The sequence below is a fragment of the Micromonospora sp. NPDC003197 genome (assembly GCF_053590565.1).
Genome location: NZ_JBSFTE010000003.1, coordinates 334,938 through 350,077, shown reverse-complemented (window position 1 = coordinate 350,077; position 15,140 = coordinate 334,938). Strand labels below are relative to the sequence as shown.

Annotated in this window: 14 protein-coding genes; 7 read left to right on the top strand and 7 right to left on the bottom strand. The window is 66.7% G+C overall.

From position 1 onward, the window contains the following. Positions 1-95: 95 nt before the first annotated feature. From ACWDV4_RS05680 to ACWDV4_RS05660, 5 genes are all read right to left on the bottom strand, one after another. Positions 96-743 carry a hypothetical protein gene (locus ACWDV4_RS05680; RefSeq protein ID WP_449975133.1) on the bottom strand — a complete coding sequence of 216 codons (648 nt, stop codon included), beginning with the start codon at positions 741-743 and terminating at the stop codon, positions 96-98. A 545-nt stretch (positions 744-1,288) separates the two neighbouring features. After that, on the bottom strand, positions 1,289-1,960 hold the full coding sequence (locus ACWDV4_RS05675) for a hypothetical protein (RefSeq protein ID WP_449975131.1): 672 nt from the start codon (positions 1,958-1,960) through the stop codon (positions 1,289-1,291). Then, positions 1,957-2,217: a hypothetical protein gene (locus ACWDV4_RS05670; protein WP_449975129.1), complete on the bottom strand. Its 261-nt coding sequence runs from the start codon at positions 2,215-2,217 to the stop codon at positions 1,957-1,959. Before ACWDV4_RS05670 ends, ACWDV4_RS05675 begins: the two co-directional genes overlap by 4 nt. A 265-nt stretch (positions 2,218-2,482) precedes the next feature. Beyond that, positions 2,483-2,689 (bottom strand): DUF397 domain-containing protein, encoded by a 207-nt coding sequence (locus ACWDV4_RS05665; RefSeq protein WP_449975127.1) that lies wholly within the window; start codon positions 2,687-2,689, stop codon positions 2,483-2,485. A gap of 10 nt (positions 2,690-2,699) precedes the next feature. Continuing rightward, on the bottom strand, positions 2,700-3,563 hold the full coding sequence (locus ACWDV4_RS05660; protein ID WP_449975125.1) for a helix-turn-helix domain-containing protein: 864 nt from the start codon (positions 3,561-3,563) through the stop codon (positions 2,700-2,702). A gap of 139 nt (positions 3,564-3,702) precedes the next feature. Here ACWDV4_RS05660 and ACWDV4_RS05655 point away from each other — a divergent pair, with 139 nt between their 5' ends. The 5 genes from ACWDV4_RS05655 to ACWDV4_RS05635 all read left to right on the top strand — a co-directional run bounded on the left by ACWDV4_RS05655 (position 3,703) and on the right by ACWDV4_RS05635 (position 7,482). Next, positions 3,703-3,909 (top strand): hypothetical protein, encoded by a 207-nt coding sequence (locus ACWDV4_RS05655; protein ID WP_449975124.1) that lies wholly within the window; start codon positions 3,703-3,705, stop codon positions 3,907-3,909. A 19-nt stretch (positions 3,910-3,928) separates the two neighbouring features. Then, the gene (locus tag ACWDV4_RS05650) at positions 3,929-4,189 is read left to right on the top strand and encodes a hypothetical protein (RefSeq protein ID WP_449975122.1); all 261 of its coding nucleotides are present in this window, start codon (positions 3,929-3,931) and stop codon (positions 4,187-4,189) included. Then, positions 4,186-6,198 (top strand): hypothetical protein, encoded by a 2,013-nt coding sequence (locus tag ACWDV4_RS05645; protein ID WP_449975120.1) that lies wholly within the window; start codon positions 4,186-4,188, stop codon positions 6,196-6,198. The genes ACWDV4_RS05650 and ACWDV4_RS05645 overlap by 4 nt, the downstream gene beginning before the upstream one ends. Before the next feature lie 167 nt (positions 6,199-6,365). Then, the gene (locus ACWDV4_RS05640) at positions 6,366-6,830 is read left to right on the top strand and encodes a hypothetical protein (RefSeq protein ID WP_449975118.1); all 465 of its coding nucleotides are present in this window, start codon (positions 6,366-6,368) and stop codon (positions 6,828-6,830) included. Positions 6,831-7,020: 190 nt separating this feature from the next. Continuing rightward, positions 7,021-7,482 (top strand): hypothetical protein, encoded by a 462-nt coding sequence (locus ACWDV4_RS05635; RefSeq protein ID WP_449975117.1) that lies wholly within the window; start codon positions 7,021-7,023, stop codon positions 7,480-7,482. An 83-nt stretch (positions 7,483-7,565) separates the two neighbouring features. On the opposite strand, the gene ACWDV4_RS05630 is transcribed toward ACWDV4_RS05635, so the two are convergent. Next, positions 7,566-8,480 carry an ABC transporter permease gene (locus ACWDV4_RS05630; protein WP_449975115.1) on the bottom strand — a complete coding sequence of 305 codons (915 nt, stop codon included), beginning with the start codon at positions 8,478-8,480 and terminating at the stop codon, positions 7,566-7,568. Next, positions 8,480-11,293, bottom strand: coding sequence for an alpha/beta fold hydrolase (locus tag ACWDV4_RS05625; protein WP_449975113.1), 2,814 nt, complete (start codon positions 11,291-11,293; stop codon positions 8,480-8,482). Before ACWDV4_RS05625 ends, ACWDV4_RS05630 begins: the two co-directional genes overlap by 1 nt. A gap of 177 nt (positions 11,294-11,470) precedes the next feature. On the opposite strand from ACWDV4_RS05625, the gene ACWDV4_RS05620 reads away from it, so the two are divergent. Together ACWDV4_RS05620 and ACWDV4_RS05615 are read left to right on the top strand one after the other, a co-directional pair. Next, positions 11,471-13,813, top strand: a complete 2,343-nt coding sequence (locus ACWDV4_RS05620) for an AAA family ATPase (protein ID WP_449975111.1) — start codon at positions 11,471-11,473, stop codon at positions 13,811-13,813. A 125-nt stretch (positions 13,814-13,938) separates the two neighbouring features. Further along, positions 13,939-15,003 (top strand): hypothetical protein, encoded by a 1,065-nt coding sequence (locus ACWDV4_RS05615; RefSeq protein WP_449975110.1) that lies wholly within the window; start codon positions 13,939-13,941, stop codon positions 15,001-15,003. Positions 15,004-15,140: the final 137 nt, after the last annotated feature.

The following is a 15,140-nucleotide window of genomic DNA, read 5'->3' as shown; positions in this document are numbered from 1 at the left end:
CGGGCCCTCGGCATACCGGTAGAACCTCTCTAAACACCCGAATCGCCGTTCATCGAGCGCCAACTATGAGTCGACGCTCAAGTGAAAGACCGAGGCTAGCGGTTGGCAAACCACACTCGGACCGACTCGGGGACCAGGACCAAGGAGACCAACGCGCCGCCTTCCGCAAGAAGCAGCAGACCGGTAACCGGGGCCGCATCGTTCAGCATGAGATAACCAGCGACTACGGTCGCGCCGCCACCAAGCACCGCCAGCCACTGCGCCCACTGATAACCACGCCAGACGCCGAATCCGACCAAGCCGTAGACGACGATGATGATCGCGATCATCACGATCGCAATTGCAATCATCACGACTGTTGGCAAGGTAGCGAACACGTCGAGCGGCAGGAGGGCGGACGGCACGTTGACGATCCGCCCGACCGCAGCCAGCGCGATGAGGACTACGGCACCGATGATCGGAGCTGGTGCCCGCACGACTGGGGCGGCCGGGAGGGCCGGCATAGTTCCGCTGGGTGCAAAGGTGGATGCGGGGGGATGATTCGGAGCAACCACTGGCGCGCCTGGGCTCGGCGTACCGGCCAGCGGAGGGGCCACTGTTCCACGATCGGGCTCATGGGCGAGCGATTCGACCAGGATTCGTTCGATTTCCCAGTGGGGAATGCCGTACCGGGCTTCGATAGCGGACACCGGATGGCCGGCAGCGTACGCAGCCACAATCTCATCTACAAGCTCCGATTGCATGCCGGAACCCTACATCCGGACGTCCACAGTCACCTTGACTCGGCTGGCTGGCCGCGCCCTCCTGGATCCCGCAGCATCCAAGAGCTGGAGTAGAGGGTTGGCGATGTCGACCGCGAGCGGCTGTACAGCGTTACATGAACCTCGTGGCAGTCTCTTCGACCTCGGAGATGAACGCCTCTAGCTGACTCTCGGTAAGGTCCAAGTCCTGCAAGATCTTGCCAAGCACGACGATTTGCGCTTGAAAGGCAAAGTCCCGATCGATGCTCTCGATAAGATCCACTTCTCCAAGAGCTGCCCGAATCAGCCCTTCCAGTTCAAGAGCGGGAAGCGACTCCCCTCCCTCGAACTGCGACCGAATCTCAGCAACGAAACGCGTGACTTCGTGAACGTCATAATCGGACCGGAATCTCCTATTCACTGCGATTGCGAAGGCAGCACCAATTATTTGCGTCCCGCCTTGCCAGCCTCGCCGATCCAACTCATCGAGTAGTCGATCAGCCGAGCCCCAATCGCGTCGGGCTATTGCTCGCACCAAGTCGGACAGCTCAACCCCAACGGCCATATGCCTGCAACCTCTCTATCGCCCTACGGGCTAGTCGACCTACTTTATGGACGGCAATTCCGACGACAAGTCCGACAACAACAAGGTGCCCGGCAGCCTCGGGCACGTCAACCTTGGTTCTCGTCCCTCCTTGCACTACCGCCGGAGCCTTCGTTCTCTTCGGCACCTCCGAACCCGTAGGGCCCCGTGAGCCTTCCAGCAGCTTGATGGCCTGCTTCCCGAGCTTCGTAGAGGACTTTGCCGCCTCTTGAACGTCCTCAACTTTGCGCGTCAGCATGCCCATCAGAGCATCGACGTTACGTTGCGCCTCTGAGCGTCGATCAGCTTCGGAAATCAGCCTCTCGCCAGACGGCATGGCGTTTTCAATATCCTTACTCGAAACTACACCAGGGGCGATTCTACCAATATATTTCGCCAAGCTTTCCCTTGCCTCTTCGAGGAGGCGGGCATACTTGGCAGATTTCTCACTTGCCGTACGAATGTCGGCTATGGCTTCTCGTATTTGCGGATGATCAGTTCCGTCGGCAGCCTCGACATAGCGACCTTGTGCATGATCGGCATCGGCTTTGGCCCGCATTGCCGTCACTGCCGCCTCAGCCAGACGATTACGCACGTTCAAGAGTTGGGCAACCACATCGCCGACATTTCCGGTCATCCCAGCGCCTTCATGTAGGCGTCAGCATGATCAATCGCATTACCAAAACGACGTACCGTCTGGTTGACCTCAGCGGCGGCGTTTTTCAGCGCTGCCAACGCCTCTTGGGCTTCGTCGTCCCGGCTGTCGTGGAGTGTCTGGCGAGCCAAACCCTCGGCCTCCGCTGCCGCGATGACCGCCGCACGGAAGGTAGCTTTCCCCTGCTCAACGGCATGGTTGCCCGCTCGAATGGTGGCCTTCACGTCATCGATGCTCACGTCGGTGGCCTGAGTCAGCCGTGAATGGCTACGTAATCAGGACCAAGAGTGGGCCCCGAACTGGATTGGCCTATCGCGAGCCCGGCAGCTTGGACCGGAAGTGCTGTGACATCCTCGATGCTGGCCATGTGGCCTCCCCCAGTCCGACCAGTCGGTTATGGACAGTCGTGGCAGAGGTACAGCAGCCCTCGTCACGCCCGGGTAATCGCCCGAACACTACCGGAATCGATCACCCGAACACAGCCGTCGCGTCAGGAAGTCGACGTCAGGTGAGGTCGAACTGGCCGGTCTTCGTACCGGCAATGAAGGCGTGCCACTCGGTGGAGGTAAAGGCCAGCACCGGTCCGGACGGGTTCTTACTGTCTCGCACGGCGACACTGCCCGGCAGGTCCGCCACCTCAACGCATGCGCCACCGTTCTGGTCGCTACGGCTCGACTTACGCCACGTCACGTTGGTGGAGTCGGGAGTCATCTGGGTCGCCTCATTCCTTCTGTCGTCGCTCAGCCTCGTCCGCCAGCGACAGGATCAGACGCTGCGACTCCACCGGACCGAGGGCGGCGGCTTGGAGCCTGTCCCACAGCCGCTTGTAGGTCCGTACATCGTCGTGTCGATCGAGGTAGTTGGCGTCGGTGTAGTCCTCAATGTAAACGACATCCGAGGTGGTGTCGTCACCGAAGCTCAGGACCTCGAAGTTGAACGACGCCGTTTCGTAGCTCTGGGCATCGAACGGGAACACCTGGAGGTTGACGTTCGGCAGCTCGGCGACCTTGAGCAGGTGCAGCAGTTGATCCCGCATGATCGCCGGACCGCCGATATTCCGACGCACAGCCGACTCGCTCAGGATGAAGCTCAGCTCCGGTGCTTCCGCCCGGTCGAAGATGGCCTGGCGATCGAGCCGCACCGCCACCATTTGGTTAATCTCACCATCGGTCAGGCGGGGCTTGGCCATGTCATACATCGCGCGGATGTAGGGCTCGATCTGGAGGATGCCAGGCAGCACCTCGGCCTGGTACCAGCGGAGTTCGGCAGCGTCGGCTTCCAGGTCGACGTACTGCCGGAACCAGTCCGAGATGACGCTCCGATGTCCGCTCCAGCGGCCACGTTGGCGGCCGGCACGGGCGAGGTCGCGCATCGCGTCGGCTTGCTCGTCATCCACGCCGTAGAAGTCGAGCAGCAGCTTGAGGTCGGTGAGCCGGATGCCGGACTGGCCCAGCTCCAGCCGGCTCACCTTGCTACCGGCCGCGTCGATGATGACGGCAGCCTCATCCTGGGTCTTGCGGGCAGCTTCGCGGGCGCGCTTCAAGGCATGGCCGAGGCGGCGCCGCTGAATCGTCGGGTTCACCACGCGTTGATTATGGTCCCTCACCCCGAGTAAGAAAAGACCTTACAACGGGTTTCTAAAACAGCACGGAGCGTCTAATCTCACCACGAAGTCCGAGGTTAGGAACCTGTTTCAGGCTTACCGCCAAACCCGAGGTGAGCTCATGGAAGCCGTGTTTTCCCTGGTAGGCGTGGCTCTGTTCGGCTTCCTGGCCGGACTGTGGGCCTTCCGCGCGAAGAGTCGCTGGTGCCCCGAGTGTGGTGCCACCACTTCGGAGCTGATCGCCAAGCGCCAGACAAAGCAACGCCCGCAGACCAAACAACACACCCAGCCCGTTGACGAGAGGACGGATCCAACCCGTGAGTCCTGAGGTTCGTAAGGTCGCACCGGTGGAATCGGTGCGGTTCGTGGCGCATCTGCCGTACACGGAGACTGATCTTGATTCGGCGCTGCTGCTGGCGCGGACCATGACCCGGTCACTGGCCTTCCTGTCCGAGTTGGACGGCGCAGAGGTGACGGTCTCGACAGAAGACGACCAGACTAACCGGGTCCGAGCCTTCTGCGACCAGCTCATCGAAGGTCAGCGGCGGTGCGAGCGCCGCGCCGGCCACCCGGGCACCTGCTTACCGCACGGCTGGCGGCGCTCGTGATCGGAAAAAGCGACGGACTGCCGGCGGACACCTGGCCACCAGTGATCGTCTGCGGGCAGTGTGACGGGCTGGCCCGCACCCTCGACGTGTGCCGCTGCGTGCAGTGGGGCGACCGGTTCCTGATCGACGAAACGGAAGAAGTCCAGCCCGGAACCCGGCCCTACCAGGAGTGCGAGCTGTGCCACGGCACCGGCTACGTCAGCCAGAGCTGCGATGGCTGCGGCCAGACCGGTCGCCTGCGGGTCCAACTGGTACTCACCGTGGTCAACCTGGACAGCGGGGTGGTCGCCTCGACCAATGTCGTACCGGGTGGGGTGGAGCCTCAGCGTGACAGGGCCGGGCGCTGGGAGCTGGCGCTGACGCCGCTCGTCGCCGACCTGGCCACGGCGGCGCGGGTAACGAGCTGGTGGGACGTGCGCTACCCGGGGCAGCAGACGGCCGAATTCAACATCCCCCTGCCTCGGGGCTGGACGCCGGATCTGCCCGCCGCCGAGCGGTGGCGGCTTGAGGCCGAAGCCCTCGGCCGACACTGCTGGCTTCCGTGGCGGATCTGGCTCGGCAACATGATGCTGCCGACACCCCGCGACCTCGGCGCGGAACTGGGACGGTTGTGCCAGCTGGCCGACCTGCTCTGCCTGGACCTGGTGGTCGAGGCCCGCCGTCGCACCCACGGTGGCCTGGGCTGGGACATCCGCTACGACCTCCCCGGCGGGGAGATACCGACAATGCCGTACGCCAACGGTGACGACCTACTGTCCACGGTCGCGGCCACCACATTCAAGAAGGCGATGTCCGGATTACGCGAGCGGTCCCAGTCCGCCCCGGCCCACTACCTGCGCCCCCATCGATCCGAGCAGCCACCGGAACCGCCAGCCGTAGATTTGGATCAACTCGAACGCCGCTTGCACGCGGATCTGGACGGCCTCGGCGACGCGGCCGGGGCGCAGGCGATCTGGCGGGACGGTCGGTGGTGGCACACCCGCCTGAAAGCCGCCGACCGCATCGAGGTGCTGACCGAACAATCCACCGGCCAAGTGGTACGGCGTGAGGTCATCAACCTGCGGCGCACCTGGGAACCGCCAGCCCCCGGCTGGCAGGGTGCCGCTATCCCGGAGGCGGCCTGCCCGAACTGCCAGAGCACCTGTCACACCTGTCAGGGCAGTGGTCGAATCCAGCACGGGGCTGTCGTCACCATCACCGACCTGCGCGATCAGGTCGTACATCTCAATTGGCCCTCCACCGAGGCTCCGGTGGTGGCCCCGCACGTCGGCAACGAGCCGAACGGAAAGCCGATCCATCAGCTCCCTCGGCACTATCAACTGCGCTACTGGGCAATGCTGCTTCAGGGGCGTCAAGAAGACCTGGTCGAACTCGACTGGCACCACCCCCTCGACCAGTTCCTGAAGGAGGGCATCGTCACCGTCGACCGTGCCGATGCCGACCCGCTGCGGCAGTATCTCGTCGACATCAGCGCCGGTCGGCCCGGTGGTCGGCTCCTGGTCGGACTCGTCCCGCCCCCAGCCCCGCCGATCGCCGAGCTGATCCGACTCGCCCACGGCCTGCATCAGGCGATCACCCTCACAATGCAGGACCACCGACTCAACGAATCAGATCCGAGATGTATTCACGGGGAACGCTGGCAGATCGCAATGACTCCCCCGAGCACACCGATCGACCCCAATTTGATTCCGTATCATTTGACGCCGGAAGCCGCCGCCGCACATTTCATGGCGTACCTCGAAAACGCGGTGACCACCGCCGTCCCCGCCGATTTTGATCAGGCCATTCCCGTTCCTCAGACGCCGCGTCCGCTGCCGCTCGTCGAGGATCCCGTACCACAGATCCGCCGACTGGCCCGCTATCACGCCGGACAGCCGGTCAGCATCCGCTACGAACACAGAGGCTGCCACCTGCACGTACACGAGAAGGATGGCGCCCTCCGGCACGTCGCCACCGCACCCACCCTCGCCAGCGCTCTCACCGCCCTCGGCCTCAACAAACAAAAATGAATAGACGTTTATAAGTAAATTCACCACCACTCTACGCGATGAGTAATCAATGCGACAGAACCAGTGCATTGAACTTCATTGACTCGAAGTCGGAAGACTGGACATGCTGGGCACGGAGCCGGCCAACTTGAGCTGGACCTAACCGCCACAGAAAGGAAACCAACTCCGTGAAACGATCAATGAAAGCGCTCGCCGCAATCGCCGCAGCAACCCTGACCGTCGGCGCATTGACGGCGGCACCCGCCTCGGCGACCGAATCGGCACCGGCACCCGCCTCGTCGACAGCGTCGGCACCGGACATCCAGCCGATGGTGTCGTACGAGTGGAACACCGCCGAGGCGGGCACCCCGCCGTCCGGGCTCCCCTGCGTGTCGACCACCGGTGCCATCGCCTGCTTCCAGGCGTACGGCGACAAGTGGTGGGTGAAGGACACCTCCGGTGACAGCGCGTCCGCCGTCGCACACTGGGCCAACTACCGGAACGGCGCGCTCTACCGTCAGGGCGGCTGCCGCAACGGACTGGGCAGCGGCAAGTGGGGTGTGTGCAACAAGAACTACTACGAGGACAGCGTCGTCCTGTACCGGGCGTGCGTATACGACGCCTCGGAAGGGGTCTGGGTGCGCTGTTCGTAACCGCACTCGACGCGGAGCGGCCCGGCACTTCACCAGTGCCGGGCCGCTCCGCGTTACCCGCCGATGCCGGCGACAGCAACAGCGTCACCTGCCAGCGCCAGCAGCAGCACAACCGGATCAGATCTCAAGAAAGCCTCAAGAAGCAGCCGACATTGATCATCAACGGAACTCCGGCACGTACGGTCACCGCGTGAAGAAGCTTGTACGTCGACTGGGAATTGTGAGCACTTCGGCAGTCATGCTGGCGTTGTCGGTGGCGTCACCGGGATACGCCGCCACTGCGTACACGCCGGAGGCGGCCTGCTCGACCGAGTTTGGCGGCACCTGGAGTCGGACGTCCGACGGCCACCGGACGCTGACGGCCGAATACTCCGGCGCGAAGTGGGGCGACGTCTACCTGATGTACAACAGGGCGACCGGCGACAACTGCGTCACCACCGTCAAGACGAAGTTCCTGGGTACGGGAAACAGCATGGACGCCCGGGTGTACGTACAGGGTGCCAGTGACTGGAAACGCGACCAGGGCTACTACAACTACTACGCCGCAGTGCGGGTATCGGCGAGCGGCAAGTGCGTCAAGTACGACGGTGTCATCACCACCAGCTCGGACTACGCCATGAACGGCCGGTACACCTGGGGCAACTGCGGCTGATCGGCCACGCCACCACTCCAGGATCCCCATACCCGGCGTACCGAACGGCAGCGGTAGCCGGGCCGGGGATCCTGGAGTGGCGCTCAGGAGACGACGTCCTTGCGGGTGAACCGCCAGAAGGCCAGCGACCAGAAGAGCGTGGCGTAACAGATCGCCGAGATGCAGCCCCGGACGATGTCGTCAGTCTGCATCGGCGTCGAGAGCAGCCCCAGCCAGGCGTTGCTGTAGTGCGTCGGCAGGAACTCACGCACCACGCCGAGCGCTTCGATCTGGTTGAGAATCGTGGAGAGAATCCACAACAGCACCGCCCCACCGACCGCACCCAGCGCCGCATCGGTCACCACCGACAGCAGGAACGCCAGGCCGGCAACGGTAAGCAGCACCACCGCCAGGTAACCCAGGATCGCGAGCAGGCGCAACAGCCCATCACCGGCCGAAATCTGCGCGGCGACCGTGCTCTGCATCGGTTCCCAGCCGTACCGCAGGGTGCCGGCAAGCAACGCGGTGCCGGCCAGCAACAGCAGAGCCAACCCGGAGTACGCCAGCGCGACCACCAGCTTCACCGCCAGCAGCCGGGCCCGGGGCACCGGTACGGCCAGCAGATAGCGCAGACTCCCCCAGCTCGCCTCGCTGGCCACCGTGTCCCCGCAGAACAGCGCCACCACCACGACCAGCAGGAACGACGCCGACACGAAGATGGTGAAGAGGGTGAAGTTGAGCCCGCCGGCAGTGGCCAGATCGATCAGGCTGCTGAACTCGCCACCACCATTACGGTCACGGTCGTCGTCCTGCGGGAACTGGAACGCGATCAGGATGATCAGTGGCAGCAGGACCATGCAGGCCAGCGCCAACTGCGTACGACGACGCGACGCCTGCCGGCGGAACTCGGCCCAGATCGGCAGGGTCGCCGAGGGGCGATAGCCGGGGGCGGCACCGGCCGCCACCAGGGCATCAGTCGAGCCGGACCGGTCCGACGACGTGGCTTCGGCAGTTGACATCAGCGGTCCCCGCTTCCCCGAGAGTTCTCGCCAACCAGGGCGAGGAACGCGTCCTCCAGGCGGCGCCGTGGCACCACCCGGTCCACTCCGACCCCGGCCCGCACCAACTCGGCCACCACCTCACTGCGGGCGGTGCCGTTGGTGTCCACGACCAGCCCGCCGTCCCCATCCGGCAGCACCCGTACGCCCTCCAGCCGGTCGAGTACGTCCCGGGCGGCGGCCGGGTCGGTGACGTCGAAGAGCACGCTGGGCGACTCGCCGACGATCTCCTCCACCGGGCCGGCGGCAACGATCGTGCCCTTGTTCACCACCACGGCGTGGGTGCAGGTCTGCTCCACCTCGGCCAGCAGGTGGCTGGAGACCAACACGGCGCGGCCGTCGGTGGCGTACCGCTTGAGCACCCGGCGCATCTCGGCGATCTGCGGCGGGTCGAGGCCGTCCGTCGGTTCGTCGAGCACCAGCAGCTCGGGCAGGCCCAGCATGGCCTGCGCGATGGCGAGCCGTTGCCGCATGCCGTGGCTGTACGTCCGGATCTTGCGGTGTACGGAGTCGCCCAGCCCGGCGATCTCCAGCGCCTCGTCGAAGTGCGCGTCGGCCAGCGGCCGTCCGGTGGCCTGCCAGTACGCCCGCAGGTTCTCCAAGCCGCTCAGGTGCGGCAGGAATCCGGGTCCTTCCACCAGGGCCCCGATCCGGGACAGCACCGGCGAGCCGGGGACCAGCCGATGCCCGAAGACATAAATCTCCCCGGCCGTCGGTTGGGTCAGCCCCATCAGCACCCGCAGGGTGGTGGTCTTACCGGCACCGTTCGGCCCGAGCAGGCCAACCACCTGTCCCCGTTCCACCGTGAAGTCCACGTTGGATACGGCGACGAAGCCGTCCGCGTACTCCTTGCGCAGTTGCCGTACGACCAGCGGGGTGTCGGCGTACTCGGCGGTCACCGAGGTGTCGTGGCGACGGTGCCGGCGGCGGACCACCAGGACGACCACGACGAGCCCGACCACGATCGCGGCGACCAAACCAGCCAGCACCCAGCGCCACAGTACGGCGGTGGTGGCGATCTCCTCGCCGTTGACCGTGGGCAGCGCCACCGGGCCATCGCCGAGCGCCACCGAGTAGACGGTTGGCGCATTCGGGGTGGTGTAGCTCTGGTCGGAGGTGGCGACCACGATCCGCAGCCGGTGCCCGCTCTCGAACCGGCGGACGATCGCCGGCAGGGTCACCTGCACCGGCTGGGCGGCGGTGATGTCGGTCGGCAGGCCGGTCAGGCGGACCGGGGCGACCAGGCCGTTGGAGAGTGCCGCCGAACCGTTCGGGTCCACGTCGTAGAGCTTGACGAAAAGCACCGCCTCGCCGGTCGGCGACGCCGCCCGGATCGACACGGTCGGTGAACCGGCCACGTTCACCGCCTCGGCCAGCGGCTCGGACTCGAACCGGGCATGCTGTCCGGGCAGGTCACCCGCTACCCCTTCGAGTAGCGAGGAGAACCCGCCGGCCAACGGCAGCGACGAGATGGCGGCCGGATTGCCGCCCGCCGGGTTGGCGATCCGCTGCGGCGGACCGGCCACGCTCACCGACGTCGTGGCCTGGCCGCCCAGACCCGGATAGTCGGTGGTGCGGTAGCCGGTGGCCACCAGCCCCCGGTCCATCGCGTCGAAACCGGCGATCCGTGACCAGGTGAAACTGTTCTCCGGTGCCGCCCCTTCGCCCTTCACATAGTGGTTGAGCCACTCGGCAGTGAGGAACTTGACCCGATCCTGGTCGGTGTCCGGGCCGGAGCCACCATCGTGCCCGCCGGTGAACCAGGCGACGCGTACCGGTGTGCCGTTGGCCGCGATGCCCCGGGCGTTCGCCTCCGCCTCGGTCAGCGGGAAGAGGGTGTCCGCCGTGCCCTGGATCAGCAGGGTCGGTGCCTTGATCTTGTCGATCACGCTGGATGGGCTGGACCGGCGCAGCAGCTCGACCGAAGCGTCGGTGGCCTTGCCGGTGGCGGCGATCTCCAGGTACGCGGCACAGATGTCGGCCGCGAACCGGCCACACGCCGGGTCGAGCCCGCCCGGCATACCGCCCGGGAGGCTGCCCGCCGCGCCCGGGGCTCCCGCCCCGCTGGGGATGCCCGGTCCGCCGGCGCTGCTGCCGCTGCCGAAGAACAGCCCCGCCCAGCTCTTCTTGAACACCCCGTCGACCGGGGACTTGCCCGTCGACTCGGGCAGGAACGCACGCGGCAGGTCGTTCCAGGTGATCATCGGAACGATCGCGTCGACCCGGGGATCCTGCGCGGCGAGCATCAAGGCCAAGCCGCCGCCGTACGAGCCGCCCACCACGCCCACCCGGGGATCACCGGCAGCATCGGTACGGATGTCCGGCCGGGCAGCCAGCCAGTCGAGCAGCCGGGAGGCGTCGCGTACCTCGTAGTCGGGGTTGTCGAGGTGGATCTGGCCACCACTGCGGCCGAACCCACGCGCGCTGTACGTCAGCACCGCGTACCCCAGGCCGGCCAACTCCTCCGCGTCGGAGCGGACCGTCTCCTTCGTCCCGCCGAAGCCGTGCGCCAGCAACACCGCCGGCACGGGATCCTGGGCCGACGCGCCGTCGGGCAGGAAAAATCGGGTGTCGAGGTCAACGGGCTCGTCGCCGGTTGGCCCGGACCGCACCGTGATCATCTGATCTCGTACGCCGAAGTCTTTACTCTCGGGCCACACCGCCCAGGTGACCGCCCCGGCGAGCAGGACAATCACCACCGAGGCGGTGATGACCCGACGTCGGGTCATCCGGGGCAGGGCACGGCGAAGCCGCGCCGACAGCGGGGAAGGCATGGGATCACGTTACGGGCCGCTTGCTGTGGAGTGCCTGAGATCCCGCCGTACGTCGCATACGCACCCCGCCCGCTCCGCTGCGCGGTTAGGAAGGGCCCCTTCCTATCGCTTTTTGTATAGGAAGGGGCCCTTCCTAACTGGCAAGCAGGGGTGAGCAGGGCGGATACGCTCGGCGGCGTGGCTGATCCAGACCTGACTCTCACCGCGAACCTGCGACCCGCCGCTCTGGACGCCCGACGGGGCATCGTCCGGCTGCACCCGGAGGTGCTCGCCGCGCTGGGCCTACAGCCGGGAGCCCCGGTACGGCTCGCCGGCCGGCGGGTCACCGCCGGAATCGCGGCCCGAGCCGAGAACACCGCCAGCCGAGCGCTGCTCTACGCCGACGACCTGATTTTGGGCAACCTCGGCATCCGCGACGGCGGCCAGGTCACGATCAGCCCCGTTCCGGTGGTCGCCGCGCAGCGGGTGACGTTGACCGGCCCGGCCGAGGTGACCGCAGTCGTCTCACCGGAGATGCTGCGCCTGGCACTACTCGGCAAAATGGTCACCACCGGGGACGACGTGTCCCTGCTGCCGCAGGACGTCCTGCCGGATGCGGCCGCCCGTACGCTGGTCGAGGCGGCTAGGCGCAGCCTCTCCAACACCCTCGGCTATGCCTGGACCAGCACCCTGCTCACCGTCGCCACCGCCGAACCGGCGCAGGCGGCCCTGGTCACCATGGACACCGTTGTCGGCTGGCAAGCCGGGCAGGTCACCCACGGCTCCACCGGTGCCGAGGTACGCCCCGCCAACCCGGCCCGGGCCGCCATCGGGACCACCGTCGCCCCGCCTACGGGAGCCACGGCCGGAGCGGGAGGCGGGGCCGGGCCCGGCATCGGAGCCACGGTCGGGCCCGGCATCGGGACCGTCGGCACCCCGGTCGGTGGACCGGCTCCGGCTCCGACCGCCGAACCGACGCCCAGCCTGGAGGACCTGCCCGGCCTGAAGGCGCAGGCACACGAGTTGACCGAGTTGCTCGACCTCGGCTTCCACCATCGCGAGGTGCTGGGCCGGCTGGGCACCACGGTCTCCCTCGGCGTACTGATCACCGGCCCGGCTGGTTCGGGCAAGTCGGCGCTGGTCCGGGCGGTCGCCGGGGAGGTGGGGGCCCGAGTGGAGACGCTGTGGGCCCCGGAGATCGCCGCGCTCACCAACGATGCGGCCGCCCGCCGACTCCGGCAGGCCGCCGAAACGGTACGGGCCACCGCGCCCGGCGTACTGCTGATCTCCGACGTCGAGGCGCTGGCCCCCCGGGACCAGCCGGGGCCGGTGGCCACCGTGTTCCGGCAGACCCTGGCCGAGGCGGTACGCGTCGGCACAGCCGTGGTCTGCACGACCAGCCGTCCCGAGTCGGTCGACCCGTCGTTGCGCGCCCCTGACCTGCTGTCCCTGGAAATCGCCGTACCCCTGCCGGACCCGGCGCTGCGCCGCGAGCAGTTGGCCGTACTGACCCGGGAGATGCCGCTCGCCGACGACGTGCGACTGGACGAGGTGGCTGGTCGTACGCCCGGGTTCGTCACCGCCGACCTGGCCGCGCTGGTCCGGGAGGCCGGGGTACGGGCGGCGCTGCGGCAGAAGTCGGCCTCCGCGCCGGTGGTGGCGATGGCGGACTTCACGGCGGCCCTCGAAGTCGTCCGCCCCACCTCGATGGCATCGTCCACGTTGGAGGTCGCCTCGGTGACGCTGGACGACGTCGGCGACATGGCGGCGGTCAAGGAGGTGCTGACCGAGTCGGTGCTGTGGCCGTTGACCTACCCGGACACCTTCGCCCGGCTCGGCGTGCAACCGCCGCGCGGCGTACTGCTCTATGGCCCGCCCGGGTGCGGCAAGACCTTCCTGGTCACCGCGTTGGCCGGCACCGGTCGGGCGAACGTGCTCTCGGTCAAGGGGGCGGAGCTGCTCTCGAAGTGGGTCGGCGAGAGCGAGCGGGCGGTACGCGAACTGTTCCGCCGGGCCCGGGAGGCCGCCCCGACGTTGATCTTCCTCGACGAGGTGGACGCCCTCGCCCCGGTACGCGGCCAGGCCAGTGACGGTGGCACCACCGACCGGGTCGTCGCCGCCCTGCTCACCGAGTTGGACGGGATCGAGTCGCTGCGCAACGTGGTGGTGATCGGGGCGACCAACCGGCCCGACCTGGTCGACCCGGCCCTGCTACGGCCCGGCCGGCTGGAGCGGCTGGTCTACGTGCCGCCGCCGGACGGCGACGCCCGGGGCGAGATCCTGCGCGCCGCGTCCCGGGCTGTGCCGCTGGCCGAGGACGTGGACCTGCCAGCACTGGCCGAGTCGTTGGATGGTTTCTCGGCCGCCGACTGTGCCGCGCTGGTCCGGGAGGCAGCGTTGGCTGCGATGCGGGAGTCGCTGGAGGCGTCCACGGTCACGGCTGCGCACGTGGCCTCGGCCCGGGAACGCGTTCGGCCGTCCCTCGATCCGGCGCAGGTCGCCTGGTTGTCCGCGTACGCCGAAAAGCAGACCGCTCGCTGACGAATGTCAACCCTGGTATCTCAATTATCGTCCGATTAGGATTGTGGTTAGCCCGAGAAACAATAGGGCCACGGGGGATCAGCCACAACAGGACCTGTTGAGACAGGTCTCCGTGGCCTGCGCAAATGAGGGGAAGCATTTTGCGTTTACAAAACTGGGGCCGCCTGGCAACCGCCGGCAGCCTACTCATCGGACTAGCCTCGATCTCAATTCCCGCCCACGCCACCGAAACCCCCACCGCCCAGGCCGCACAGCCCGGGAACTGGCAGGTGGCGGAGATCGGTCCAGCGCCGACGGAGCCGAAGCCCAACGCCTACGACTACGTCGAGCCGACCCTCTCCGGTGACGTTCTGTTCGCCGACGAATACCAGGCCGGTATCCGCTGTTGGAATGGTTCCGCATTGGTCCAGATTCCCCAACCGAATATTCCCACAAGCGAAAGGTATTCGGCGCTCGGCGGCGTTTCCTGCACCAATTTCTTCGTGTTCGACTCGCAGGACACACCGCAACGCTGGCACTGGAACGGCACCGCCTGGTCGAATGCGGCGGCCGGCAGTCAGTATCCGATCGGAATTGTCCGCGCCTTCGCCGCAAACGACATCTGGGCCTTCGACACGATCCAGGGCAAGGGTTTCCGTTTCAACGGCAGCGCTTGGCAGGCGGTGACCATGCCGACGATCCAGCCGAAGGTCATGGTGGGCACCGCGACCAACAACTTCTGGCTGCTGGGCTACCAGTCCGTTTCGTCGCTGACCAAGGTGGCGTACCGGTGGAACGGGTCGACCTGGACGTCGGGCACCCTGCCGGCGACGTACACCGGGTACTTCAATGAGACCGTGGCGGTTTCCGCCAGCAACCTCTACGTCTTCGGCACCACCACCGCCCCCGGCTACCTGCGCTTCAACGGGACGACCTGGGTGCACGAGCAGATGCCCGGCATCACCAAGTACGTCCACGGTGCGGCATACGGGGCCGGCACCCTATGGGTCGGCACCTACTACCAGTTCTACCGGCTCACCAACGGCCAGTGGAGCGAGGTGGCCTTCCCGGCGGTCGACAACCCGTACGGCATGAGCATCAAGGACCTGGCAACCGACCCGCGCAGCGACACCGTCTTCGCCGGTGGGTTCGTCGGGTTCGCCGAGGGCGAGCAGTTCCCCGCGATCGTCAAGAACGTCCCGGTGAACTAACCAGCAAGGTGAGCTGACGCTCGCCTGACCCCTTTCGCACTCCTGATCGCGGTGATCTGGTCGGCCCAAGCCGACCGGGTCACCGCGATCTTTTACCGGCGGCCCCTAAGACGGCACCGACCGTTCGCGTTGATCAA

What these genes read in the sequence shown, in the direction of transcription:
- ACWDV4_RS05675 (WP_449975131.1), bottom strand. Translation starts at nt 1,960, where the DNA reads ATGACCGGAAATGTCGGCGATGTGGTTGCCCAACTCTTGAACGTGCGT.
- ACWDV4_RS05665 (WP_449975127.1), bottom strand. Translation starts at nt 2,689, where the DNA reads ATGACTCCCGACTCCACCAACGTGACGTGGCGTAAGTCGAGCCGTAGC.
- ACWDV4_RS05680 (WP_449975133.1), bottom strand. Translation starts at nt 743, where the DNA reads ATGCAATCGGAGCTTGTAGATGAGATTGTGGCTGCGTACGCTGCCGGC.
- ACWDV4_RS05615 (WP_449975110.1), top strand. Translation starts at nt 13,939, where the DNA reads ATGAGGGGAAGCATTTTGCGTTTACAAAACTGGGGCCGCCTGGCAACC.
- ACWDV4_RS05655 (WP_449975124.1), top strand. Translation starts at nt 3,703, where the DNA reads ATGGAAGCCGTGTTTTCCCTGGTAGGCGTGGCTCTGTTCGGCTTCCTG.
- ACWDV4_RS05625 (WP_449975113.1), bottom strand. Translation starts at nt 11,293, where the DNA reads ATGCCTTCCCCGCTGTCGGCGCGGCTTCGCCGTGCCCTGCCCCGGATG.
- ACWDV4_RS05630 (WP_449975115.1), bottom strand. Translation starts at nt 8,480, where the DNA reads ATGTCAACTGCCGAAGCCACGTCGTCGGACCGGTCCGGCTCGACTGAT.